The sequence below is a fragment of the Phenylobacterium sp. LH3H17 genome, from assembly GCF_024298925.1.
Taxonomy (GTDB): Bacteria; Pseudomonadota; Alphaproteobacteria; order Caulobacterales; family Caulobacteraceae; genus Phenylobacterium.
This window is the reverse complement of the sequence record NZ_CP101283.1, coordinates 615602-636578: the sequence shown is the minus strand read 5'-3', so window position 1 is coordinate 636578 and position 20977 is coordinate 615602. Positions and strand designations below refer to the sequence as shown.

The window sequence follows — 20977 nt, the reverse complement described above, 5'->3', positions numbered from 1 at the left end:
ATGGTGGAGCTTGATCGATGCTGCTCGTCCTCGCCGCACTCGCACCGGCCTCGGCCGTCGCCGAGGCTCCGGCCGCCGATCAGTCCATGGCCGGCTACTTTGTGCGCGTGCCGACGCCGCGTGAACTCGCCTCGGCCGGCTCGCGGGCGGGGCGCGGCGGTCACATCGCGGGCCGCGCGGTGCTCGTTTGCCTAGTGAAGGCGGATGGCAACCTCACCGAATGCAGGATTGAGGACGAGACGCCCACCGGCGCGGGGTTTGGGGCTGCGGCTATGAAACTCAGATCCAAGTTCAAGCTACGCCCCACCACGGCGGACGGAGTATCCGTTGAGGGCGGATCAGTTCGAATTCCCCTGAGTTTTGCGCCGCGATAGGCTAACTCGCCCCACCCCCTCGATTGGAGCCCCCTTGGCCGACGCCGTCCTGCCCACGACCGAACGCCCGCCGATCAGTCCCAACGCGCTCATCCTGCTGGCGGCCTGGATCGTCTCCGGCTTTGCCCTCGCCCTGGTTCCCGAGGCCACCGGCCCGCTGACCTTCGCCTTCGTCGTCCTGGGCTGGATCGCCGCGGTGGTGGTCCATGAGTTCGGCCACGCCTTCACCGCCCACAAAGCCGGCGATCCGACCATCGTGGAGAAGGGCTACCTGACCCTCGACCCGCTGAAATACGCCGACCTGGGGACCTCCATCGTCATCCCGGTCATCGCCCTGGTCCTGGGCGGCATCGGCTTTCCGGGCGGGGCGGTCTATCTGCGCGAGGACATGATGCGCTCGCGCGGCTGGCGCTCCCTGGCCAGCCTGGCCGGGCCGGTCGGCACCTTCGTGGTCCTGCTGGCTCTGGGCGCGGTCATCCACCTCGCCGCCCCGGCCCTGCCCGGCGGCGCGGCCAATCCGCTGGTCGCGGCCCTGGCCTTCCTGGCCTTCCTGCAGGCCACCGCCCTGGTGCTGAACCTGTTGCCGGTTCCCGGCCTCGACGGTTTCGGCATCCTGCGCCCCTGGCTGCCCCAGGCCGTGCGCGAGCGGCTGCGCCCCATCGAGGGGATCGCCATGCTGGCCCTGCTGGCCCTGCTGTTCTTCGTGCCGTTCGCCACGGCCCTGTTCTTCGCCGTGGCGCTGCTGCTCACCGACATCCTGGCCCTGCCCCGCGAGCTGATCCAGGCCGGTTGGGACGCCTTCAAATTCTGGACCTAGGCGTGGGCCTCGCCCGGCTCGGCGGCGCGGGCGCTTAGCCGCCCTGCGAAGGTGCTCACATGCCGCGCGCCCTGCCACAGTTCCGCGCCGAAGGCGTTTACCAGGCGCGAGGCCCGCTCCAGGGCCTGGGCCTCCGAGGCGCACGACCACTCCTCCGCATGGGCCACCTGGCCCGCGGAATCGAACACGTAGAGCCGATAGTCCATCTCGCCGTCCTCCGTCCTGGAGGACCAACCTCGCGGGCCGGCTGGCGGTTCCACGGCCGTCAGGGCGCCTCTCCGGTCCATTCCCAATGCCAGGGCTCGAAGGCGTAGCCGGCGAAGCCGAACCGCCCGGCATTGACCACCAGCCAGCGGTACGCGGCCATCCGGCTTTGGGCCAGGCGGTTGGGATCGGCGCTGGAATCGGGACCGTAGCCCTCGGCCTGGCCCACATAGATGTCCATCGCCAGGCCCGTCCGATGGGGCGAGCAGGTCGCCCGCGTCACCCCGTTGCAATCGCCGTCGCGCTCGCATCGCGCCGCGTCAGAGGCCGGGCTGCGGAACCCCGAATAGATCTGCAGGAACCGTGGATCGGCGGCGATCTCCGGCGACTCGGCCCGGGCCGCGGCGACCATCGCCCGATAGGCGGCCAGCGCCCCGGGCCGAAGCTGCACGGCCTTGCCGCCGTACCCCTCCCCCGGCCGCGCGTCGGCCAGTTCGGTCGGCGGATCGGGACATACGCCGCGGTCGAGCACCGCCACGATCGGGCGCCGGGCCTGGACGGCGATCTCGACCGCCTGGAGTGCGGCCTCGGTCATCACCCCGTCTGGCGCGCCGCCCGGCGGCCAGCCGGCCAGGGCCTGGGCGAAGCCCGGGGTGTCAGGAGCGCAGCGCGTGCCGATCTCGCGGGCGGCCACGGGGGCGTAGGTCTCCCACCCTGCCTCGGGGCGACCGAACACCGACAGGTTCATCCGGACCAGGCTTTCGGCGTTGGCACGGGCCGCCTCCGCATAGGCCGGGGCGGCGCAATCGCCCGTCGCCACGGGGGGTGGAGCCGGAAAAGTAGGCGGCGCTCCAGGTGGGGCGGCGAGCGGCGGCCGCTCCGCCGGCGGCGGGGATGGCTGGCGCTCGGACGGGGCGAAGCATCGGGCCAGGGCTAGCGTCCCCAGCCCCAGGATCACCAGGCCAAGCGCGACCGCCCGGAACCTCCCCGCTTTTCGACGCTTCCCAATCACGGCGGCGATTGTGCGCCGGATACCGTCGAGATCACAGATGCGTCTTCGCTCAAGCTTCGCACTTATTGGCCTGACCCTGCTGGCGGGCGCCTGTTCTGACGCCCCCGCCGCCAACGAGGTGGCCGCCGCCGGCGCCATGCCGCCGATCAAGGGCGCCCAGGTCGGCGTACTCCCGGCCGGCTCGGACATCGCCACCGCGCCCCTGTCGGTCCCGGCTGTCCCGGCCTCGGCCTCCCCGCTGGCCCAGGCCGTGGACGCCGCCGCCTTCACCGAGACCGCCGACCCAAAGGCCGCCAGGAACCTGCTGATCCGCGCCCAGGTCCTGCTGGACCGCGCCCATTTCTCGCCCGGGGTCATCGACGGCCAGGCGGGCGAGAACCTGCGCCAGGCGGTCGCCGCCTTCGAAAAGGCCAAGGGCCTCACGCCCGATGGTAAGCTGGACGCCGAGACCTGGACCGCGCTCAGCGCCGCCGACGCCGCCCCGGTAATGATGGACTACACGATCACCGCCCAGGACGTGGCCGGCCCGTTCATCGACAAGGTCCCCACCGAGCCCAAGGCGATGGCAGCGCTCAAGACACTCGCCTACACCAGCCCCCTGGAGCTGCTGGCCGAGAAGTTCCACATGGACGAGCCGCTGCTGAAGGCGCTGAACCCCGGCGCGGACTTCACCAAGCCCGGCCAGGTCATCGTGGTCGCCCAGCTCGGTCCCGAGACCCTGCCCGCCCAGGTGGCGCGCATCGAGGTCGACAAGGCCGAGCGCGAGGTGCGCGCCTATGACGCCCAGCAGCGCCTGCTCGCCGTCTATCCGGCCACGGTCGGCTCGGTCAGCCGCCCGGCCCCCAGCGGGGAGTGGGCGGTGCGCACCGTGGCGGCCGAGCCCACCTGGAACTACGACCCCAAGCGCCTGACTTTCGGCGACGGCAAGGAGAAGCTCTCCATCGCCGCGGGCCCCAACAACCCGGTCGGCTCGATCTGGATCGACCTGACCAAGGACACCTACGGCATCCACGGCGGACCCGACCCTCGCCTGATCGGCAAGCGCGACAGCCACGGCTGCGTGCGGCTGACCAACTGGGACGCCGAGGAACTGGGCGCGGCGGTCAAGCCCGGGACCGTGGTGGTGTTCACCGGTGCCGAGTCCACCACCGGCAAGACCAAGGCCTGATCCCTTCCACAGTCGCGGATTCACCCCTCCGTTCGCCACGGCTTGACATGTGACCTTATGGTCACCTATTGTCCGCCCGTGACCGACGACGACCTGGTTTTCAAAGCGCTTTCCGATGCGACGAGGCGGTTCCTCCTCGACCTCCTCCACGCCCGTGACGGGCGCACGCTCTCCGAGCTGGAGGCCGAGGTGGCGATGAGCCGCTTCGGTGTGATGAAGCATCTGAAGCTGCTGGAGGCGGCCGGTCTGGTGGTCACGCGCCGTTCGGGGCGCGAGAAGCTGCACTACCTCAACCCCGTTCCCATCCGCCTGATCCACGACCGTTGGATCGGCAAGTACGCCGAGCGTCCCCTCTCGGCGCTCACAAACCTGAAAGCCGACCTGGAGTCCGACACATGAGCGACACCACCCAGATCTTCGAGATCTACATCAAGGCCCCGCCCCAGAAGATCTGGGACGCCATCACCAGTCCGGAATGGACGGCCAAGTACGGCTATCAGGCTCGCGCCGAGTACGACCTGCGCCCCGGCGGCGTCGCCCGCCACCACGCCACCGCCGAGATGGTCCAGATGGGCCTGCCCGAGGTGATCATCGACGGGGAGGTTCTGGAGGCCGATCCGCCGCGCCGCCTGGTCAACACCTATCGCTGGTTGTTCAGCGAGGAGAACAAGGCCGAGGGCTTCACCCGCATCACCTGGGAGATCACCCTCACCAGCGCCGGCTTCTGCAAGCTCACCGTCACCCACGACGTCGCCGGCGCCCCGCTGATGGCCAGCGCGATCCGCGGCGACTTCTCCGAGCAGGGCGGGGGCGGCTGGACCTGGATCCTCAGCGACCTGAAGTCGCTGCTGGAAACCGGAGCCACCCTGAGAGCCTGAGAACTTCCCTAGACAGATGGAACGTCCTTCTTCCGTCCCGGGAGAAGGACGCCTCCCCTACCCGTCCATCAGCACGATATCCCAGCGGTACTTGCCCGCCCCGGCCGCGGCCGCCACCGAGGTCCCGGCCTCGCCGCCGAGATCCTTGTAGAGCTGGTCCCCGGCGTTCAGCGTCGCCTCATCCGGGAAGTACATCTGGGCGCTCAGCCGGTGGGCGGTCCCGCGCACGTCGAAATGGATATGCGGGGTGCGCAGGCCGATCGGCGAGTCGTAGGCCGCCGGCTTGACCGTGGTGATCCGCCAGCCGCCGTCCTTGTCGGTGCGCAGGTTGGCGAAGCCCTGGAAGTTGGGATCCAGCGGCGCCTTGCTGATATCGTTGGGGTGGGCGTAGCGGCCCGCGGCGTTGGCCTGCCAGATCTCGAGGTTCGCGTCGCGCATCGGCGCCCCGTGGCGGTTCAGCACCCGGCCCGACACCTCGATGACCTCGCCCAGGGCGCGGGCCTTGGCGCCCTTCAGCCAGACCAGGTCGGCGTCGGCCTCGGCCAGGTGGCTCACCGGATAGAACGGCCCCATGGGCGACTCCGCCGTCCCCGCCGGCGGCGCCTGCCCGTGCGCGCCTCGCCCGCCGGCGGCCAGCGCCGCCCCGGCCATGACGGCGAAACCCCGACGCGAAACCAGAAGACTGCTCACTGACACCTCCCCATCTGCGTTCATCCCGGACGCGATTGGATACCCTTGGTCGGCCAAGTCCATTGGAACTTGTTCAACTTTCCGCGGGCCGCCGGCCCTCTCACCCTGAGGCTGCGCCGCCGCGCGAAATGCAGCCGGGGCGGACTCGCCGCGCCGCTGATGTTCTGCTTTTGTTCACGTCAACATTGTCAGCAGGAGCACCCATGACCAAGGTCCGCTACACCGGCGTCGCCGATCCCAAGGCCGCCTTCGAGGCCCTGCGCGACTACCACCACGCCCTGGTCAAGCTGCAGACCCGGTGCCGGCCGTTCGGCGCCGACTACCTGGTGATCCTGGCCGCCAAGGAGGCCCTGGAGACCGCCGCCTTCCACTTCACCCGCGACAGCGGCTTCTACGCCGGCAGGCCGCATGGCTGACCTGCGCCCGCTCGCCAACCTCGCCCAGGCCCGGCTGGAGGACGCCCGCCGCTATCCGGGCTGCGTCCTCATGCTGGCCTGCGCGGGCTGCGGCTGGGCCAGGGGCTATGACGTGGGCAAGGTCATCAACCGCCTCTACGAGCTCCGCGACGGCGGCTTCACCACCCTGGTGGCGGACGTGGCGGGCTCGGTGAAGCGGTCATGCCCGACGTGCAAGGCGAGGAACTGGGTGACGAAGCTCGCCTACCCGGCCCACATCGACGCGCGGGAGACCAGGCGGCTGGCCGGGCGGTATCGGAATTGACCAGCGGCCAGGCGCGCGGCGACAAAACGGGTTCTTCCACTTCACGGACCTGATCGCCTAGGGTCGACCCGCTTCCCGCCGCTCGAACCCCGCCAGGTCCATGTTTCGCAATCTCATCGCCTGGCCCGGCGTCCCTCTGGCCATGGGGTCGGCGGCCCTGTTCGGCGCCAGCACGCCGTTCGCCAAGCTGCTGCTTGGAACCGGAGTCAGCCCCTGGCTGCTCGCGGGCCTGCTCTATCTGGGGTCGGGTCTCGGCCTGAGCGTGGTCCACCTCGGTCGCCGGCGCTTCGGGATCGCGCCCGCCGAGGCGCCGTTGCGGCGCGGCGACCTGCCCTGGCTGGCGCTGGTGATCCTCAGCGGCGGCGTCATCGGCCCCGTGCTCCTGATGATCGGCCTGACCACCACCGCGGCCTCCACCTCGGCGCTGCTGCTCAACCTCGAGGCCCTGGCCACCATGGCCATCGCCTGGCTGGTGTTCAAAGAGAACGTCGACCGCCGGCTGCTGGCCGGCGCGGCGGCGATCCTGGCCGGCGCCGTCGTCCTGTCCTACCAGGGCGGCCCCACCGGCTTCGGCCTGGGATCCCTTGCCATCGCCGGCGCCTGCCTGGCCTGGGGCGTCGACAACAATCTCACCCGCAAGCTCAGCGCCGCCGACCCGGTGCAAAGCGCCATGGTCAAGGGCCTGGTGGCCGGGGCGGTGAACTTCGCGCTCGCGCTCGCGACCGGGGCGCAGCTGCCGCCCCCCGGCCCCCTGCTGGGCGCCGGGATCGTCGGCTTCCTCGGCTACGGGGTGAGCCTGGTGATGTTCGTCCTCGCCCTGCGCCACCTCGGCGTCGCCAGAACCGGCGCCTACTTCTCGACGGCCCCCTTCATAGGGGCGGGCCTGGCCATCGCCATGTTCGGCGAGCCCTTCACCGTCCAGCTGTTGGTCGCCTCAGTCCTGATGCTGATCGGCGTGGCCCTGCACCTGACCGAGGGGCACGAACATCAGCACGCCCATGAGCCGATGGAACACGAGCACCGCCACATCCACGACGCTCACCACCGCCACGAGCATGGGCCCGCCGACCCGGACGGCGAACCCCACACCCATGTCCATAAGCACGGGCCGCTGACCCACAGCCACCCCCACTACCCCGACATCCATCATCGGCACGGACACGCGCACTGAGTCTCGCGGCACGCCACGACAGCCGCTTGCGGAACATCCCACCCCCCGCCGTGTTCCGCTGGTCCGCACCCCAACCCGGACCCGCGACATGCCGCTGTTCTTCGTTCTCCGCATCTTCACCAGCCTCCTGTCGCTCGCGATCCTGGGCGGGGCGGGATACCTGCTCTGGAGCTGGTGGCAGGGGGAGTGGCTGACCAGCCCCGACGGGGTCCTGTTCCGCGTCCGCGAGGACTGGCGGCTTTGGACCGGCATCGGGCTGGCCGCCTGGTCGCTGCTCGGCCGGGTCGTCCTGACGCCGCTGCTCGCCAGGCCCGACAAGCGGGTCACGGCGCCTCAGCGGGGCGCGGCGCGGGTGCTGGCCGGGCCAAGCGGATCGTCGCTGCACGTGGAGACCCATGGCCGCCTCGACGGTCCTCCCATCGTCTTCACCCATGGCTGGGGTCTGGACAGCACGATCTGGCGCTATGCCCGCGAAGACCTCTCCGACCGGTTCCGCCTGGTGCTCTGGGACCTGCCGGGCCTGGGCGCCTCGAAGGCCCCGCGCGGCGGCGAAATCTGCCTGCCCGACTTCGCCAGGGACCTGGAGGCGGTGCTCGCCGCCGCGGGGGACAAGCCCGCCGTCCTGGTCGGCCACAGCATCGGGGGCATGACCATCCAGACCCTGGTGCGCGACCACCCGGCGATCCAGGACCGCATCGCCGGCGTGGTGCTGCTCAACACCACCTACACCAACCCGCTGAAGACCATGATCCTCAGCGGCCTGGTCCAGGCCCTGCGCAAGCCGGTCCTGGAGCCCCTCATGCGGCTGACCGCCTGGCTGCAGCCCCTGGCCTGGCTGATGGCCTGGCAGAGCTATCTCAGCGGCTCGGCCCACCTGGCCAACCGGCTGGGCTTCGGGCGGTTCGTCACCCGCAGCCAGCTCGAGCACGTCACCCTGCTGGCCACCCGCAATCCGCCCGGGGTCCAGGCCAAGGGCAACCTGGCCATGTTCGACTGGGACGCCACCGGCGCCCTGATCGGCTTCGACAAGCCGGTCCTGGTGATCGGCGGCGACAAGGACATCGTCACCAAGCTGGAGGCCAGCCGCGTCATCGCCCAGGAGACCGCCGGCGCCCAGTTGCGGGTGATCGAGGACGTCAACCACCTGGGCTTCCTGGAGCGCGCCGACCTCTACAACAGCCTGATCGCCGAATTCGCCCTGTCGGTTCAGGGCCGCAAGACGGTCGATCCGCGCAGCTTCGTGGCCGGCGAGGCGGGCATCGGCGCCGAAGCGGCCGGCGCGGCCGGCGAGCCGGAGCCGCGCTGGGAAGGCCCCCGGCCCGGCCAGCCCCTGCACTAGCGTTCCGGCCCCCGGTTCAGGGCCCCGTTCAGGCCCCCGTTGAGGCCTTGACGAAATAGCCGCCGGGGGCCGAGGCCCAGCCGAACTTCTCGATCCGGGGAACGGCGCCCTTGAAGAACTCCTCCACCGCCTCGGACTCGCCCGGCCATTCGCGGATGGCGTACTCGTCGAACAGCACCACCCCGCCGGTCAGCAGCCGCGGCCAGAAGGCCTTCAGCGCCGCCAGGGTCGGCTCGTAGAGGTCCATGTCCAGGTGCAGCAGGCTGATCCGCAGGCCCGGGTTCTCGGCCACGTACTGGCCCGCGGTCTGGCAGACGTCGCCGTCCACCAGCTCCACCCGCGGCCGCTGGGGCACGAAGCTGTCGGCGTTGAAGGCGTCCACCAGGGCGAATAGCGTGTCGCGGAAGGCCGCCGGGTTCCAGCCCTCGGCGGTGTTGCCGACCCGGGAGTCCAGGCCGTCCTTCGCCGTGCGGTCGGCCAGGCCCCGGAAGTGGTCGAAGCCCAGCACCTTGCGGGTGCGGTCGCCGGGACAGAAGGTCTCCAGGAACCGCGCGAAGCTCAACAGCGACGAGCCCTTATAGACCCCGCACTCGACGATATCGCCCGGCAGGTCGGCCACCATCTGGAACACCTCGTAGTGGGCGAAGGCCTTCATGAAATGCATGCGCCGGCCGAACGAGCCCAGGTTGGCGATCAGGTCATGGTCGTCCAGGTGCAGCTTGAGCAGGGCGCGCAGGGTTTCATCGGCGGGGATCATTCGGTTTCCTCGTATTCGACCAGGTCGGGATGCAGCGCCTTGAAGGTGTCGAAGCCGTCGGCCCGGCGATTGGCCCAGCCGCGCGCGACGCACTCGGGCGCCAGCAGGTCGCCGAAGCGGACCTGGATGGAAAAGCGGTGCCGGGGCCCGGGATTGAAGCCCGAGCGATGCACCAGGCGGTTGTCGAACAGGGCCACGTCGCCGGGCCCAAGCTCCAGGGTCTGGGCCTGCGCGTCGAACCCGGCCTGCAGGCGCTGGGCGATGAAGGCGTCGCGGGTCCCCAGCCGGTTTCCCGCCGCGTCGCGCTTGTAGCGGATTTCCACCGGATGGATCTGGTCCGACAGGGCCGGCGCCGCCTCCACCCCGCCATTGGCCGCGCCGCTGGGCGTCAGCGGCGTCCAGGCCGTGACATAGGCGCCCGACAGCATGTTGTACGGATAGTCCTGGTGCCAACCGAAGCCGCGCCAGTGCTCGCCGGCCAGGTCCATGCGGAACACCGCGTGCTGGAAGGGGCTGTGCAGGCGCCTGGCCCCCGTCATGGCCTGGGCCGCCGCGGTCAGTTCCGGGGCGGTGACCACCCTCTGGAACACCAGGGTCTCGCGGAAGCCGTCATAGACCGCGCCCAGCCGCCGGCGCTCCTGCCCGCGCAGCCGATCCACCCGGCCATCGATGTCGCCCGGCTCTCCACCCCCCGCGCCCATGGCGTCCAGCATGTCGCACAGGGTGGCGACCGCCTCGTCCACCAGGGCGGCGGGCAGCAGCTTCGGCGCGATGCGCAGCAGCTCCCCCGCCGGGGGCCGGGCGCTGTCGGATGACGGGCGAGGAAGGGTGTCGGTCATGGGCCCGGCGACACTAGGCAGAACTGGTTAACCATATCTGTGTAGCGCTCGGGCCGACAGTCTACGGAGGGGACCATGACCCTGCCCAACACGGCTCTGGCGCCCACGGCGGCCGAACAGGACCTGATGCTCCACGGGTCTCATGTCTTCCCAAGGCCGGTGGATCCCAGGGCCGCCGCGAGCCTGCTGGACGAGATCCGCGCCGACCGCGGCTTCGACGCCGGCCTGTTCCTGGACGAGGCCGCCTTCCGCGCCGACCCGCAATATACCGGGGTCAATCCTCGCCCCGGCCGCAACCTGCTGGACCGTTTCGAGGCCCGGCTCGGCTTCCTGGAGGCCGATCCCCGCATCGTGGACGCGCTGACCGCCGTGCTGGGCCAGGGCTACCAGATCATGAACCGCAAGATCGTCTGCGGCGTGCCCGACAGCGCCGTGCCGGCCTGGGTCAAGACGATGATCGCCGGCAACCCGGTGAACAATCTCGGCGCCTTCGTGCGGCCGGAATATCGCGACGTCACCTATTTCTACGGCATCGATTTCCACCAGGACCTGATCGACTTCAAGGACCGGGAGGCCGATTTCGTCACCCTCTACTGCTACCTCCATCCCGTGGGTCGCGCCGATGCGCCGCTGTTCCTGCTGGACGGCAGCCACGCGCTCGGCGCCACGGTCTTTCCCCATGACCTGCGCCGCGCCGAGGGGGAGGTCTGGACCTATGGCGACCGCCGCGGAAACGAGATCCCCGTGCGCCAGCGGGTGCTGACCGGCGACACCGGCTTCACCGCCATGTGGCATCCCTGCACCCTGCACGGCACCCAACCCGACGCCGCCGACCACGAGCGGATCTCCCTGCGCTACCTGCTCTCGCGCGGCCCCGGCCCCGCGGGCCTCGACGCCGTCAACGCCGCCCTCAAGGGTCCCCTGCGCCTCTCCGACACCCGCGTCGACCTGGCCCAGGACGGCTCGGCCGCCATCCGCGCCAACACGGTCAACCAAGCCTAGGGTCGATTGAGCGCCACGTTCCTTCTCCCCTTGCGGGAGAAGGTGTCGGGCGAGGAGCCCGACGGATGAGGGGTCTCTCAGAACCCTCCGGCTAGCCTTCGACCTAGCCGCGACTCACACATCAGACCGATAGGTCTATCGACCCCTCATCCGACCCCGCTCTCGCGGGGCCACCTTCTCCCGCAAGGGGAGAAGGAGACCACGAGCCGACTTCCGCAGCCGCCTCCGGCCGGTCATCCGGGTCCCAGGCCTTGGCCGACAGCACCGCGGTCCGGTGGCGCACATGCTTCAGGGCCGCGCGCAGGGTCGAAGGCTTCGCTCCGTCGATCAGCCCGATCAGCCGGTCGCTCAGCATGTCGGCCTGCAGCCGCCGGCTCAGCCCATAGTCCGCCGCGAACGCCGGATAGCGGTGCAGCCAGTTATAGACCGTCACGATCGTCGGCATGCCGCGATCGCGGCAGATGGCCGCCAGGCTGCGGCCCTTGATCAGCCCCAGGCAGATCGCTTCGGCCCGCGCCTCGGAATAGGTGCTCACCGAACCCGGACAGTTGCGCTTCTTCACCTTGGGCGGCCTGGCCGCCCGCCGCGCCAGCATCTCCTGCGCCCGCCTGCGCCGCGCCTCGCGCCGCACGATGTGGAAGGCCTCGCCGAACTGGGGGTCCTTCTCGGCCCAGCGATAGACCGTCGGCGGCGTCGGCATCCCCGGCCGCCGGCAGATGGCGTGCAGGCTCTCGCCCCGAGCCATAGCCCGCAGCACCTCGGCCCGCAGTTCGACCGTGAAACCGCTGGTGAAGGCGGGCGTCACGCCCTTGGTGGGAGGTGTCCAATCGGCGAGCGCCATGCCGGTGGAGGTTAGGCTAGGTCGGGGAGACTGGCAAGAACAAACCGGGAACTATTGTAGCTTCGCGCATAGCATGCAGAACTCGACGAACCGTGCTTGGGATGGACGACTTGAAGGCGCTGCTCATCATTTGCCTCGTGGCCTTATGTGTCCCCGCCCAGGCCGGCGCCCGCGCGCGACCGTCGTCCGATCTCACCTGCCCGGTCCGCGACGGCCTAGAGGTCACCGCGATCGAGGACCCCATCTCGTGGGCGGCCTCCGGTCCCGTCGTGAACGTGCGCGTCCTGGAGTCCCTCCGGCACATGTTCGGCGGAAAGGACAAGGGCTTCGCCGTGGTGCGGCTCAAGCGGACCTTGAAAGGCGCGCCGCGCAAGGGAACGGTCCGCATTCCGTTCAGCTACGTTGAGACCGACACCGGACCATTCATCTCCGGCTACTTGCCCAAGCGCGGCGAGACCTATCTGGTCTGGCAGGCTGCCGATGGCGCCGTTCGAGGCAAGCTCGCCTCCTGCGTCACCGGCCTGCCCTAGCTGTCGCCCTTCTCGCCTTGGGAGAAGATGGCCGCTCGGCGAGCGGTCGGATGAGAGGTCTCTCAGAATTCGCCAGCGAGGTCGGCGAAGCCACTTTTTCGGCGACTAAGACTTACAAGTTCCGGCGGCTTGTTTGGCTTTGCACTCATTGCAGAGATCGCCAGAAGTCGGCTTGGTCTCTCGCTCCACGAAGTCGGAAGTCGGCCAGTTCGTGCAATTACGGCACCAGTGCCACGTGTCGCTAGAAGTACGCTTTCTGTATGCCATGAAGAACATCCTTTTGAGCTCAACTGTAGAGAACGTACCGGATTCGTTCGCAAAGTCGAGTCCACTGGTTGTATATCAAATGAATGTGGCGCCAGGTAGCATTCGCCATCCCTCGAACCGACTCGCGGCCGATCGCATCGTCGTCGCGGTCGAGGTGCGGACCATGGCCGGGATCGCCGCGCCGTACGCGCGCCGCCGACAGCCTCGGCGTCGCGTGAGGCGCGCTGGTTGCCTTCGGGCCAAACCACTTCCATCCCTAGGAAGCGAGCCCGGACGTGCTGGTGCTGGGCCGCTTGCTGCGCGGAGTTAACTATCGGGAGGTGGCTGGCAAGCTAGCTGCCATGGAATCCCTGAGACAGACCAGAACATTGAGAACAACATCAGCCGGGGCTGATTCACCGGGGCTTTCTTGATCCAATGTCTGGTCGCCGTTGGGGTTACGTCATTACGGCTGGAGGACTTGCAGCCCTTTTTGGCGTCTGGCTTACCTGGTGGTACTCGTTACCACAGCAGCCACGTATAGCCCGCTATGAAGCCTCTCAAGGACCAGAACGCGGCTACAAGCTCGGCGGCGCTGCCTGCGACCCAAAGCGGCTGAATGCGCTTCCGCCCGAAAAGGCCCCATCCGAAAGAGACCGTTGCGCCCAGATCCGCGAAGATCATCGCGTTCAACAAGCCGTACTCTTCCAAGCGGTTCGAGCGAACGACCTATCCGAAGGGAACCTGCGGGTTGCCCATCAGCAGGCCCGTATTGCGTTCGCTCAGACCATCGCCACCGTGCTGGCCTTCATCGCGGCGAGTGTTGCGGCCGTTTTCGCCGGCCTCGCCGTCTATCACAGCAAGCGGAGCGCAGACGCCGACAATGAGGCCTTGGCGGAAACCAGAGAAGCCGCTGGAGAGGCTAGGGCGGAAGCAGCAAGGCAGGCGAAGCGATACACGGATCAACTCGGTCTTATGGACCAGACCATGCACTATACGGCTGACAATGCTGCCGCTATGGGACGTGTCGCTGACGCCATGGCGACGAATATTGAGAAGATAAACGAGACCGTAGACATAAATAGATCTATAGCGGCCCGACAGAAAATACTCGGGGAAGGTCAACTTCGTGCTTATGTTTCTGTGCAGATTGGCGGCGCTCTATACCAAGACGACAACTATGTTTTCGAGGCTAATCCAGTCTTGTACAACAGCGGCGGAACGCCAGCGCACAAGGTGACTTGGCGTGTAGCGGCTGCGGTGCTTCCCGTCCCGTTGCCGGACGATTTCCGCTTCCCTTTGCCTGAGCGCCCGCGCCGCACTGCGCGCAGCCTCTTGCTTCCTCCCCAGCAGACGTTTGAGATGAGAGGGATAGTCGACGGCCGGATTGAGCCCGGCGAGGTCTTGAGGACGAAGCTAGGCTTCGGCCAGGCCCTCTATGTTTGGGGAGTCGTTTCCTACCGCGACATCTTCCGCCGCTCTCACCGCACGACCTTTGCACAGCAGGTATTCTGGCGCCCATCCGGACCAACCGGACCAGATGGCACCACCCCGGAAATTATCCGGGGGAGTTACTTGCCCCATCACAACAAATCCAACTGAGGCGGCCACCGCCCCCGATCCGGGTAGCATGCTTGACTATGGGATCGAGCTTGCGACCTCCCAGCTATCTCCGTCCCCAGTAGCTTGAGGGCCGAGATGCCCGGTAGCCCGTCGCCCACTTGTCCCGGCTGCCCTCCTTCTATTTTCGATCGCACGGGGTTCAGGCTCGATCTCAGGCGCTTCCCCCTCAACGTTTGCTTAACCCCGCCAACGTCCTGTACTCCTACCCGGAACAGATGACGAACGCGCCGATTCCCATGCCCACGCCCCTCCGCATCCTCGGCCTCGATCCCGGCCTGCGCCGCACGGGCTGGGGGGTGATCGCGGTGGAGGGGTCCAGGCTGACCCACCTGGCCCACGGGGTGATCGCGCCCAAGGACAGCCTGCCCTTCGCCGAGCGGCTGCTCTGCCTGTTCGACGCCATCTCCGAGGTCGTCGCCCTGCACGCGCCGCACGAGGCCGCGGTGGAGGAGACCTTCATGAACAACAACGCGGCCTCGGCGCTGAAGCTGGGCCACGCCCGGGCCATGGCCATGATCGTGCCGGCCCGCGCCGGCATACCGGTGGCCGAATACGCCGCCACCGTGGTCAAGAAGTCGGTGGTCGGGACCGGGGCGGCCGACAAGGACCAGGTGGGCTTCATGATCGCGCGCCTGCTGCCCACGGCGGGCAAGACCACCGCCGACGCCGCCGACGCCCTGGCCGTCGCCATCGCCCACGCCCACCACCGCCGGGTCCGCAACATCGGGGCCGCGGCATGATCGGCCGGCTGCGCGGCCTGGTCGCCGAGGTGGGCGAGGAAGACGCCCTGATCGACGTGGCCGGGGTCGGCTATGTGGTCCGCTGCGGGTCGCGCACGCTTTCCCACCTGCCCGCCATGGGCGAGGAGGCGGTGCTGCACGTGGAGACCCAGTGGTCGGAGGCCAACGGCATGAAGCTGTACGGCTTCCTGGGCCGCGACGAGCGCCGGGCCTTCGTCATGCTGCAGGCCATCCAGGGGGTGGGGCCCAAGGCGGCGCTCTCGGTTTTGGACGTTCTGCCGCCCGCCGAGCTCGCCCAGGCCTGCGCCCGCGACGACAAGGCCGCCGTCGGCCGCGCCAACGGGGTGGGCCCCAAGCTCGCCCAGCGCATCGTCACCGAGCTGAAGGACAAGCCCCTGACCGACGGCCCGGTGGCGGCCTTCCACGCCTCGGCGCTCACGTCGGCGACACCGCCGCCCCCGTCCGCCGCCGGCGAGGCGGTGGCCGCCCTGCTGGGTCTCGGCGTCGCCGAGGTCAATGCGCGGCGCGTGGTCGAACAGGCCCACCTGCGGCTGGGCGAAGACGCCACCATCCAGGCCCTGATCAAGGCCGGCCTGCAGGAGCTGGGCCGGTGAGCCGCATCGCAGCCCACTTCCGCTCCCCCCGCTCCTTGGAGGGAGAGGGCCGCGCGAGGCTTTCCAAGATGCTCCCCCACTGGGGGAGCTGGCCCGAAGGGCCTGAGGGGGACTTTGACTCCCTCTCAGACCCGTCGAACCGCAGACCATCAAGGTCCCCCTCACCCGGCCATTCGGCCGGGAGCTCCCCCAGAGGGGGAGCATCTGGCCGCCATGCCCGGCCAGGTCATATGCGACCGCCCCGCCATGAATGGGGAGAGGCGCCATGACCCGGATCGTCTCCAGCGAGCCCCAGGCGCAGGACGCCCCGACCCACGACAAGGCCCTGCGCCCGCAGACCCTGGCCGAGTTCGTCGGCCAGGAGCAGGCCAAGAGCAATCTCAAGGTGTTCATCGAGGCGGCCAAGAGCCGGGCCGAGGCGCTGGACCACGTGCTGCTGTTCGGCCCCCCGGGCCTGGGCAAGACCACGCTCGCCCAGATCGTCGCCCGCGAGCTGGGGGTGAACTTCCGCGCCACCTCCGGCCCGGTCCTGGCCAAGGCCGGGGACCTGGCAGCGATCCTGACCAATCTCGAACCGCGCGACGTGCTGTTCATCGACGAGATCCACCGCCTGGCCGCCAATGTGGAGGAGATCCTCTATCCGGCCATGGAGGACCATGTGCTGGACCTGATGATCGGCGAGGGACCCTCGGCCCGCTCGATCCGCATCGATCTCGCGCCCTTCACCCTGGTGGCGGCCACCACGCGGGCGGGCCTGCTGGCCACGCCCCTGCGCGACCGGTTCGGCATCCCCCTGCGCCTGGAGTTCTACACCCATGGCGAGCTGCAGAAGGTGCTGGCCCAGGCGGCGCTGAAGATGGGCTTGAGCCTGGCGGCCGACGGCGCCGCCGAGATCGCCGCCCGCGCCCGGGGCACGCCGCGCGTGGCCGGCCGCCTGCTGCGCCGGGTTCGCGACTTCGCCGCCGCCGACGGCGTGGTGGTGATCGACGGCAAGGCCGCGGCCCGGGCGCTCGCGCGCCTGGACGTCGACCCCGCCGGCCTCGACGCCCTGGACCGCCGCTACCTCACCGCGCTCATCGACAACTATGGCGGCGGCCCCGCCGGGGTGGAGACATTGGCCTACGCCATCGCCGAGGCCCGCGACGCGGTCGAGGACGTGATCGAGCCCTTCCTGCTGCAGCAGGGCTTCATCCAGCGCACCCCGCGCGGCCGCATGGCCTGCGGCAAGGCCTACAGCCACCTCGGCCTCACCCCGCCCCCGCAGATCCAGGCCGGCGGGCAGGCGACCCTGTTCGAGGACGAGTAGGGCGCCGATCGCCACGAACCCAGATGCTCCCCCTCTGGGGGAGCTCCCGGCCGAATGGCCGGGTGAGGGGGACTTTGACTCTCTTCGGCGCGCTTCAACCCCCTCCGGCTCTCCGCTTCGCTCCGACCCACCTCCCCCAAATCGCGCTACGCGCTGGGGGAGGATCTGTCGTCAGCGCGGCTTCGGGGGCTGACCTTGGGCGCGGGCTCGGCTAGATCAGGGCCATGACTTCAGAACCGTCCGCGGGTGTCATCGAGGGCCGCGAGCATGTCCTGCCGGTGCGGATCTATTACGAGGACACCGACTTCACCGGCGTCGTCTACCACGCCAACTATGTCCGCTATTTCGAGCGCGGCCGGAGCGACTTCCTGCGCGTCGCCGGCATCCGTCACGCGGCGCTGCAGGACCAGGACGCGGCCTTCGCCATCGTGCGCATGGAGCTGGAGTTCAAGCGCGCCGCGCGCATCGACGACGCGCTGCTTGTCCGGACCACCTATGACAGCGCCCGCGGTCCGCGCCTGTTCATCGGCCAGCAGATCTTCCGCGGCGAGGAGCTGATCTGCCGGGCCCAGGTGGAGGCGGCCTGCATCGACCTGGCCGGCCGCCCTCGCAAGCCGCCGGCCGGGATGCTGGAACAGTTGCGACCCTACTTCGCTTGAGTTGGTCCGCGTTAAGTCGCGATTAACCAAAAATGGCGGCCTTAAGATCGCCACCGCAGCGAGCTTTGAAGACCAGGCCCGCCGCTATTCCTGGAGCCCGCATGGACGCCGCGCCGATCACCGCCGACAGCTTCTCGTTCATCAACCTGTTCCTGCGCGCCGACTGGGTTGTGAAGGGCGTGATGGTCGGGCTGATCCTGGCCAGCCTGTGGTCCTGGACCGTGATCCTCGACAAGGTGTTCCGCCTGACGGCGCTCAACCGCGAGGCCGACGTCTTCGAGGACGAGGTGGCCTCCGGCCGCCCCCTGGAGGAGATCGCCGCCGACGCCGGGGAACGTCCCGTCCACGCCCTGCCCCGCATGCTGCAGGCCGCCCTGCGCGAGTGGCGCGAGGCCCGCCAGCGCGGGGTCGGCAACGAGAGCCAGGCCGCCTTCCTGATCCAGCGCATCGACCGCCAGCTCGACACCACCATCGCCCGCGAGAGCGCCCGCGTGGAGACCGGCCTCTCCTCCCTCGCCATCGTCGCCACCGCCTCGCCCTTCGTGGGCCTGTTCGGCACGGTCTGGGGGATCATGAAGGCCTTCCAGGCCATCGCCATCGAGAAGTCGACCAACCTCGCCGTCGTCGCCCCCTCCATCGCCGAAGCCCTGTTCGCCACCGCCGTCGGCTTGATCGCAGCCATCCCAGCTTACATCGCTTACAACCGCTTTTCGTCCGACGCCGGACGATATTCGGCCCGGCTGGAAGGCTTCGCCGACGACCTGTCGACCGCGATCCAGCGGCGCCTGGCCGAGCGGGGCTGAGCCATGGCGCTCTCCGCCCACGACGCCTTTTCCGCCACCGGCGGTTCGCGCCGTCGCCGCGGACGCCGCAGCCGCGGGGCGCTGGCCGAGATCAATGTCACGCCGTTGGTCGACGTGATGCTGGTGCTGCTGATCATCTTCATGGTCTCGGCGCCGCTGCTGACCGTGGGTGTCCCGGTGGAGCTCCCCAAGACCGAGGCCGGGGCCATGGAGGACGACTCCGAGCCCGTGACGGTCTCGATCCGCGCCGACGGCTCGCTGTTCATCCAGGAAGACCCCGTGCCCTTCGCCGGCATGGCTCCGCGCCTGCGGGCCATGGTCGGGGAGAACGCCGCCAAGCCGATCTATGTCCGCGCCGACGGCAGGTCCTCCTACGAGGTCGTGGCCCAGGTGATGGCGGCGCTGGCGGCTTCCGGCTTCACCTCGATCAACCTGATCACCGATACGGGCGGGCCTTCCTCGGGCGGCGACGCCCGCAAGCGCTGAGGCCGGGATGGCGTCGCGCAGCCGCGAATTCTCCCCCGCGATGATCGCCTCCCTGGCCCTGCACCTGGGCGTGTTCGGGCTGGCCTTCGTCACGTGGCCGTGGACCCGGGAGCTCTCGGTCGGCGCCTCGGTGCCGATCAACATCGTCTCCAACGCCCCCGACACCAACCTGCGCCAGGCCGTGCAGGCGCCGGAACAACAGACCGCCCAGACCGAACAGCCGGTCCCCGACGCCCCGGCCGAGGCGGCCGCACCGGACCCGGCCCCGATCCCTACGCCGCCCACGCCCAAGCCCGCCCTCGCCGCGCCGCCCAAGCCCACTCTGAAGGCGCCGGCCAAGCCCGCGCCCAAGCCGCAGAAGACCCCCAGCCTCGACCTCGACGCCCTGGCCGCCGACGTCGCCAAGGCCGCCCGCTCGTCGGGATCTCGAACCTCCTCGGCCGCCAAGGGCCCTGCCCGCCAGGAGACAGCGAAGGTCGCCCGGCCCGACATGGGCGACGGCATGGCGGCCAACGCCCTGAAGGGGCTCGCCGACGAACTGCAACGGCGCTGGAACCCCAATTGCGAGGTCGAGGGCGGACGCTCGGTCAAGGTGCGGGTGACCTTCACCCTGGGCGCCGGCGGCCAGGTGATCGGCCAGGTCGAGGCCGGCGGCAAGGAACGCTCGCCCAACGCCGTCGAACAGGCCGCCGCCGAACGCGCGATCCGCGCGGTCTACCAGGCCGCCCCGTTCAAGAACCTGCCCCGCGACTTCTACGGCGACCGCATCGCGGTCAACTTCAACGCCGCAGAGGCCTGTTCCTAGGCCTTCAGGAGAGACGACCGATGCGACTGAAATCCCTTGTCCTGGCGATCTTGGCGGTCCTCGCCGCGACGCTCGCCAGCGCCCCGCCGGCGGCCGCGCAGATCGAGGTGGACGTCAATCGCGGCGACGTCCAGCCCCTGCCCGTGGCCATCCCCGCCTTCGGCGGCGCCCGCGGCGCGGAGATCGCCCAGGTCATCACCGCCAACCTGGAGCGCTCGGGCCTGTTCCGGCCCGTCGACCAGGCCGCCTTCATCGAGAAGAGCCTGGACGTCAACGTCCAGCCCCGGTTTCCCGACTGGAAGGCGATCAACACCCAGGCCCTGGTCAACGGCCAGGTGACCGTCGAGGGTGGCCGGCTGACGGTCAATTTCCGTCTCTGGGACGTCTATGCCGAGCAGCAGCTCCTGGGCCTGCAGTTCACCTCCACACCGGAGAACTGGCGGCGCGTGGCCCACAAGATCTCCGACGCTGTCTATGAGCGGCTGACCGGCGAGAAGGGCTATTTCGATACCCGCATCGTCTTCGTTTCCGAGAGCGGCGGGCGCCTGAACCGCGTCAAGCGCCTGGGGATCATGGACCAGGACGGGGCCAATCCCAGCTACCTGACCGACGGCTCCTATATCGTCATGACGCCCCGGTTCTCCTCGACCAGCCAGGAGATCACCTACATGGCCCTGCGACCGGAGGGCTCGTCGATCTACCTCTTCAACCTTGAGACCGCCCGGCGAGAGTCCCTCGGAAGTTTCCCCGGAATGGTCTACGCCCCGCGCTTCTCGCCGGACGGCGGGCGCGTTGCCTTCTCGGTCGAGCGCAACGGCAACAGCGACATCTATGTGATGAACCTTCGCAACCGCGCCGCGGCTAAGCTGACCTCGGACCCCTCCATCGAGACCTCGCCGTCCTTCTCCCCGGACGGGACGCGGATCGTTTACAATTCCGACCGCGGAGGAAGCCCGCAGCTCTACGTCATGGGGGCTGACGGATCGGGCGCGCGGCGCATCTCGTTCGGCTCGGGTCGCTACACAACCCCGGTCTGGAGCCCGGTGGGCGACTTCATCGCCTTCACCAAGCAGGTGGGCGGCCAGTTCCACATCGGGGTGATGAAGCCTGACGGCTCGGACGAACGGTTGCTGACCACCAGCTATCTCGACGAGGGCCCCACCTGGGCGCCCAACGGCCGGGTCCTGATGTTCAGCCGGGAAACGCCTGGCGGCGCCCCGCGTTTGTGGACGGTGGACATCACCGGTCGGATCCTCCGGCCCGGCCCGTATCCCGGCTCGGCCTCGGACCCGGCCTGGTCACCGTTGTTGAATTAGTCGTTTGAGGTATTGGCGCGCCAAGCGGGCCATCACC

At 69.2% G+C, this 20977-nt stretch carries 26 protein-coding genes; 20 read left to right on the top strand and 6 right to left on the bottom strand.

Annotated features, from left to right (window positions below; genetic code table 11):
- Positions 1-17 precede the first annotated feature (17 nt).
- Together M9M90_RS03200 and M9M90_RS03195 are read left to right on the top strand one after the other, a co-directional pair.
- On the top strand, positions 18-374 hold the full coding sequence (locus tag M9M90_RS03200; protein ID WP_254835722.1) for a TonB family protein: 357 nt from the start codon (positions 18-20) through the stop codon (positions 372-374).
- A 34-nt stretch (positions 375-408) separates the two neighbouring features.
- Positions 409-1191, top strand: a complete 783-nt coding sequence (locus M9M90_RS03195) for a site-2 protease family protein (protein WP_254835721.1) — start codon at positions 409-411, stop codon at positions 1189-1191.
- On the opposite strand, the gene M9M90_RS03190 is transcribed toward M9M90_RS03195, so the two are convergent.
- Together M9M90_RS03190 and M9M90_RS03185 are read right to left on the bottom strand one after the other, a co-directional pair.
- The gene (locus M9M90_RS03190; RefSeq protein ID WP_254835720.1) at positions 1188-1397 is read right to left on the bottom strand and encodes a hypothetical protein; all 210 of its coding nucleotides are present in this window, start codon (positions 1395-1397) and stop codon (positions 1188-1190) included. The two genes, M9M90_RS03195 and M9M90_RS03190, sit on opposite strands and share 4 nt — an antisense overlap.
- 59 nt (positions 1398-1456) lie before the next feature.
- The gene (locus M9M90_RS03185; protein WP_254835719.1) at positions 1457-2215 is read right to left on the bottom strand and encodes a D-alanyl-D-alanine carboxypeptidase family protein; all 759 of its coding nucleotides are present in this window, start codon (positions 2213-2215) and stop codon (positions 1457-1459) included.
- 229 nt (positions 2216-2444) lie between these two features.
- Between M9M90_RS03185 and M9M90_RS03180 the strand changes: the two genes are divergently transcribed.
- The 3 genes from M9M90_RS03180 (at position 2445) to M9M90_RS03170 (ending at position 4453) form a co-directional block, all read left to right on the top strand.
- Entirely contained in the window at positions 2445-3575 is a 1131-nt protein-coding gene (locus M9M90_RS03180; protein WP_254835718.1) for a L,D-transpeptidase, read from the top strand.
- A 78-nt stretch (positions 3576-3653) separates the two neighbouring features.
- Entirely contained in the window at positions 3654-3974 is a 321-nt protein-coding gene (locus tag M9M90_RS03175) for a helix-turn-helix transcriptional regulator (protein WP_254835717.1), read from the top strand.
- A complete protein-coding gene (locus tag M9M90_RS03170) occupies positions 3971-4453 on the top strand; it encodes an SRPBCC domain-containing protein (protein WP_254835716.1) in 483 nt (160 codons plus the stop codon). The genes M9M90_RS03175 and M9M90_RS03170 overlap by 4 nt, the downstream gene beginning before the upstream one ends.
- Before the next feature lie 57 nt (positions 4454-4510).
- Here the strand turns inward: M9M90_RS03170 and M9M90_RS03165 are convergent, their stop codons facing one another.
- Positions 4511-5143, bottom strand: coding sequence for a protocatechuate 3,4-dioxygenase (locus tag M9M90_RS03165; RefSeq protein ID WP_254835715.1), 633 nt, complete (start codon positions 5141-5143; stop codon positions 4511-4513).
- Positions 5144-5346: 203 nt separating this feature from the next.
- Here M9M90_RS03165 and M9M90_RS03160 point away from each other — a divergent pair, with 203 nt between their 5' ends.
- The 4 genes from M9M90_RS03160 to M9M90_RS03145 all read left to right on the top strand — a co-directional run bounded on the left by M9M90_RS03160 (position 5347) and on the right by M9M90_RS03145 (position 8373).
- On the top strand, positions 5347-5559 hold the full coding sequence (locus M9M90_RS03160) for a hypothetical protein (RefSeq protein ID WP_254835714.1): 213 nt from the start codon (positions 5347-5349) through the stop codon (positions 5557-5559).
- Positions 5552-5863: a hypothetical protein gene (locus M9M90_RS03155; protein ID WP_254835713.1), complete on the top strand. Its 312-nt coding sequence runs from the start codon at positions 5552-5554 to the stop codon at positions 5861-5863. The genes M9M90_RS03160 and M9M90_RS03155 overlap by 8 nt, the downstream gene beginning before the upstream one ends.
- 100 nt (positions 5864-5963) lie before the next feature.
- The gene (locus M9M90_RS03150) at positions 5964-7034 is read left to right on the top strand and encodes a DMT family transporter (RefSeq protein ID WP_254835712.1); all 1071 of its coding nucleotides are present in this window, start codon (positions 5964-5966) and stop codon (positions 7032-7034) included.
- 88 nt (positions 7035-7122) lie between these two features.
- The gene (locus M9M90_RS03145; RefSeq protein ID WP_254835711.1) at positions 7123-8373 is read left to right on the top strand and encodes an alpha/beta fold hydrolase; all 1251 of its coding nucleotides are present in this window, start codon (positions 7123-7125) and stop codon (positions 8371-8373) included.
- Positions 8374-8401: 28 nt separating this feature from the next.
- Here M9M90_RS03145 and M9M90_RS03140 read toward each other — a convergent pair whose 3' ends face one another.
- Together M9M90_RS03140 and M9M90_RS03135 are read right to left on the bottom strand one after the other, a co-directional pair.
- Positions 8402-9130: a TylF/MycF/NovP-related O-methyltransferase gene (locus tag M9M90_RS03140; RefSeq protein ID WP_254835710.1), complete on the bottom strand. Its 729-nt coding sequence runs from the start codon at positions 9128-9130 to the stop codon at positions 8402-8404.
- The gene (locus M9M90_RS03135; RefSeq protein ID WP_254835709.1) at positions 9127-9969 is read right to left on the bottom strand and encodes a phytanoyl-CoA dioxygenase family protein; all 843 of its coding nucleotides are present in this window, start codon (positions 9967-9969) and stop codon (positions 9127-9129) included. Before M9M90_RS03135 ends, M9M90_RS03140 begins: the two co-directional genes overlap by 4 nt.
- Before the next feature lie 75 nt (positions 9970-10044).
- On the opposite strand from M9M90_RS03135, the gene M9M90_RS03130 reads away from it, so the two are divergent.
- On the top strand, positions 10045-10971 hold the full coding sequence (locus M9M90_RS03130) for a hypothetical protein (protein WP_254835708.1): 927 nt from the start codon (positions 10045-10047) through the stop codon (positions 10969-10971).
- 121 nt (positions 10972-11092) lie between these two features.
- On the opposite strand, the gene M9M90_RS03125 is transcribed toward M9M90_RS03130, so the two are convergent.
- Complete coding sequence (locus tag M9M90_RS03125) at positions 11093-11812, bottom strand: helix-turn-helix domain-containing protein (RefSeq protein ID WP_254835707.1); 720 nt, start codon at positions 11810-11812, stop codon at positions 11093-11095.
- 110 nt (positions 11813-11922) lie between these two features.
- On the opposite strand from M9M90_RS03125, the gene M9M90_RS03120 reads away from it, so the two are divergent.
- The 10 genes from M9M90_RS03120 (at position 11923) to tolB (ending at position 20940) form a co-directional block, all read left to right on the top strand.
- Positions 11923-12342 (top strand): hypothetical protein, encoded by a 420-nt coding sequence (locus tag M9M90_RS03120; RefSeq protein WP_254835706.1) that lies wholly within the window; start codon positions 11923-11925, stop codon positions 12340-12342.
- Positions 12343-13026: 684 nt separating this feature from the next.
- A complete protein-coding gene (locus M9M90_RS03115; protein WP_254835705.1) occupies positions 13027-14190 on the top strand; it encodes a hypothetical protein in 1164 nt (387 codons plus the stop codon).
- A 257-nt stretch (positions 14191-14447) separates the two neighbouring features.
- The gene (ruvC, locus tag M9M90_RS03110; protein WP_254835704.1) at positions 14448-14951 is read left to right on the top strand and encodes a crossover junction endodeoxyribonuclease RuvC; all 504 of its coding nucleotides are present in this window, start codon (positions 14448-14450) and stop codon (positions 14949-14951) included.
- Complete coding sequence (gene ruvA / locus M9M90_RS03105; RefSeq protein ID WP_254835703.1) at positions 14948-15565, top strand: Holliday junction branch migration protein RuvA; 618 nt, start codon at positions 14948-14950, stop codon at positions 15563-15565. Before ruvC ends, ruvA begins: the two co-directional genes overlap by 4 nt.
- Before the next feature lie 265 nt (positions 15566-15830).
- The gene (gene ruvB / locus M9M90_RS03100) at positions 15831-16871 is read left to right on the top strand and encodes a Holliday junction branch migration DNA helicase RuvB (RefSeq protein ID WP_254835702.1); all 1041 of its coding nucleotides are present in this window, start codon (positions 15831-15833) and stop codon (positions 16869-16871) included.
- A 224-nt stretch (positions 16872-17095) separates the two neighbouring features.
- A complete protein-coding gene (gene ybgC / locus M9M90_RS03095; protein WP_305885135.1) occupies positions 17096-17530 on the top strand; it encodes a tol-pal system-associated acyl-CoA thioesterase in 435 nt (144 codons plus the stop codon).
- A 101-nt stretch (positions 17531-17631) separates the two neighbouring features.
- On the top strand, positions 17632-18333 hold the full coding sequence (tolQ, locus tag M9M90_RS03090; RefSeq protein WP_254835701.1) for a protein TolQ: 702 nt from the start codon (positions 17632-17634) through the stop codon (positions 18331-18333).
- A 3-nt stretch (positions 18334-18336) separates the two neighbouring features.
- Positions 18337-18819 carry an ExbD/TolR family protein gene (locus tag M9M90_RS03085; protein ID WP_254835700.1) on the top strand — a complete coding sequence of 161 codons (483 nt, stop codon included), beginning with the start codon at positions 18337-18339 and terminating at the stop codon, positions 18817-18819.
- Positions 18820-18826: 7 nt separating this feature from the next.
- Positions 18827-19624: an energy transducer TonB gene (locus M9M90_RS03080; protein ID WP_254835699.1), complete on the top strand. Its 798-nt coding sequence runs from the start codon at positions 18827-18829 to the stop codon at positions 19622-19624.
- Between the two features lie 20 nt (positions 19625-19644).
- Positions 19645-20940, top strand: coding sequence for a Tol-Pal system beta propeller repeat protein TolB (gene tolB / locus M9M90_RS03075; protein ID WP_254835698.1), 1296 nt, complete (start codon positions 19645-19647; stop codon positions 20938-20940).
- The last annotated feature ends 37 nt before the right edge of the window (positions 20941-20977 follow it).

What these genes read in the sequence shown, in the direction of transcription:
- ybgC (WP_305885135.1), top strand. Translation starts at nt 17,096, where the DNA reads ATGACTTCAGAACCGTCCGCGGGTGTCATCGAGGGCCGCGAGCATGTC.
- M9M90_RS03160 (WP_254835714.1), top strand. Translation starts at nt 5,347, where the DNA reads ATGACCAAGGTCCGCTACACCGGCGTCGCCGATCCCAAGGCCGCCTTC.
- M9M90_RS03115 (WP_254835705.1), top strand. Translation starts at nt 13,027, where the DNA reads ATGTCTGGTCGCCGTTGGGGTTACGTCATTACGGCTGGAGGACTTGCA.
- tolQ (WP_254835701.1), top strand. Translation starts at nt 17,632, where the DNA reads ATGGACGCCGCGCCGATCACCGCCGACAGCTTCTCGTTCATCAACCTG.
- M9M90_RS03085 (WP_254835700.1), top strand. Translation starts at nt 18,337, where the DNA reads ATGGCGCTCTCCGCCCACGACGCCTTTTCCGCCACCGGCGGTTCGCGC.
- M9M90_RS03135 (WP_254835709.1), bottom strand. Translation starts at nt 9,969, where the DNA reads ATGACCGACACCCTTCCTCGCCCGTCATCCGACAGCGCCCGGCCCCCG.
- M9M90_RS03155 (WP_254835713.1), top strand. Translation starts at nt 5,552, where the DNA reads ATGGCTGACCTGCGCCCGCTCGCCAACCTCGCCCAGGCCCGGCTGGAG.
- M9M90_RS03170 (WP_254835716.1), top strand. Translation starts at nt 3,971, where the DNA reads ATGAGCGACACCACCCAGATCTTCGAGATCTACATCAAGGCCCCGCCC.
- M9M90_RS03150 (WP_254835712.1), top strand. Translation starts at nt 5,964, where the DNA reads ATGTTTCGCAATCTCATCGCCTGGCCCGGCGTCCCTCTGGCCATGGGG.
- M9M90_RS03130 (WP_254835708.1), top strand. Translation starts at nt 10,045, where the DNA reads ATGACCCTGCCCAACACGGCTCTGGCGCCCACGGCGGCCGAACAGGAC.
- M9M90_RS03180 (WP_254835718.1), top strand. Translation starts at nt 2,445, where the DNA reads ATGCGTCTTCGCTCAAGCTTCGCACTTATTGGCCTGACCCTGCTGGCG.
- ruvB (WP_254835702.1), top strand. Translation starts at nt 15,831, where the DNA reads ATGACCCGGATCGTCTCCAGCGAGCCCCAGGCGCAGGACGCCCCGACC.
- ruvA (WP_254835703.1), top strand. Translation starts at nt 14,948, where the DNA reads ATGATCGGCCGGCTGCGCGGCCTGGTCGCCGAGGTGGGCGAGGAAGAC.
- M9M90_RS03125 (WP_254835707.1), bottom strand. Translation starts at nt 11,812, where the DNA reads ATGGCGCTCGCCGATTGGACACCTCCCACCAAGGGCGTGACGCCCGCC.
- M9M90_RS03145 (WP_254835711.1), top strand. Translation starts at nt 7,123, where the DNA reads ATGCCGCTGTTCTTCGTTCTCCGCATCTTCACCAGCCTCCTGTCGCTC.
- M9M90_RS03190 (WP_254835720.1), bottom strand. Translation starts at nt 1,397, where the DNA reads ATGGACTATCGGCTCTACGTGTTCGATTCCGCGGGCCAGGTGGCCCAT.
- M9M90_RS03080 (WP_254835699.1), top strand. Translation starts at nt 18,827, where the DNA reads ATGGCGTCGCGCAGCCGCGAATTCTCCCCCGCGATGATCGCCTCCCTG.
- M9M90_RS03140 (WP_254835710.1), bottom strand. Translation starts at nt 9,130, where the DNA reads ATGATCCCCGCCGATGAAACCCTGCGCGCCCTGCTCAAGCTGCACCTG.
- tolB (WP_254835698.1), top strand. Translation starts at nt 19,645, where the DNA reads ATGCGACTGAAATCCCTTGTCCTGGCGATCTTGGCGGTCCTCGCCGCG.
- M9M90_RS03200 (WP_254835722.1), top strand. Translation starts at nt 18, where the DNA reads ATGCTGCTCGTCCTCGCCGCACTCGCACCGGCCTCGGCCGTCGCCGAG.
- ruvC (WP_254835704.1), top strand. Translation starts at nt 14,448, where the DNA reads ATGCCCACGCCCCTCCGCATCCTCGGCCTCGATCCCGGCCTGCGCCGC.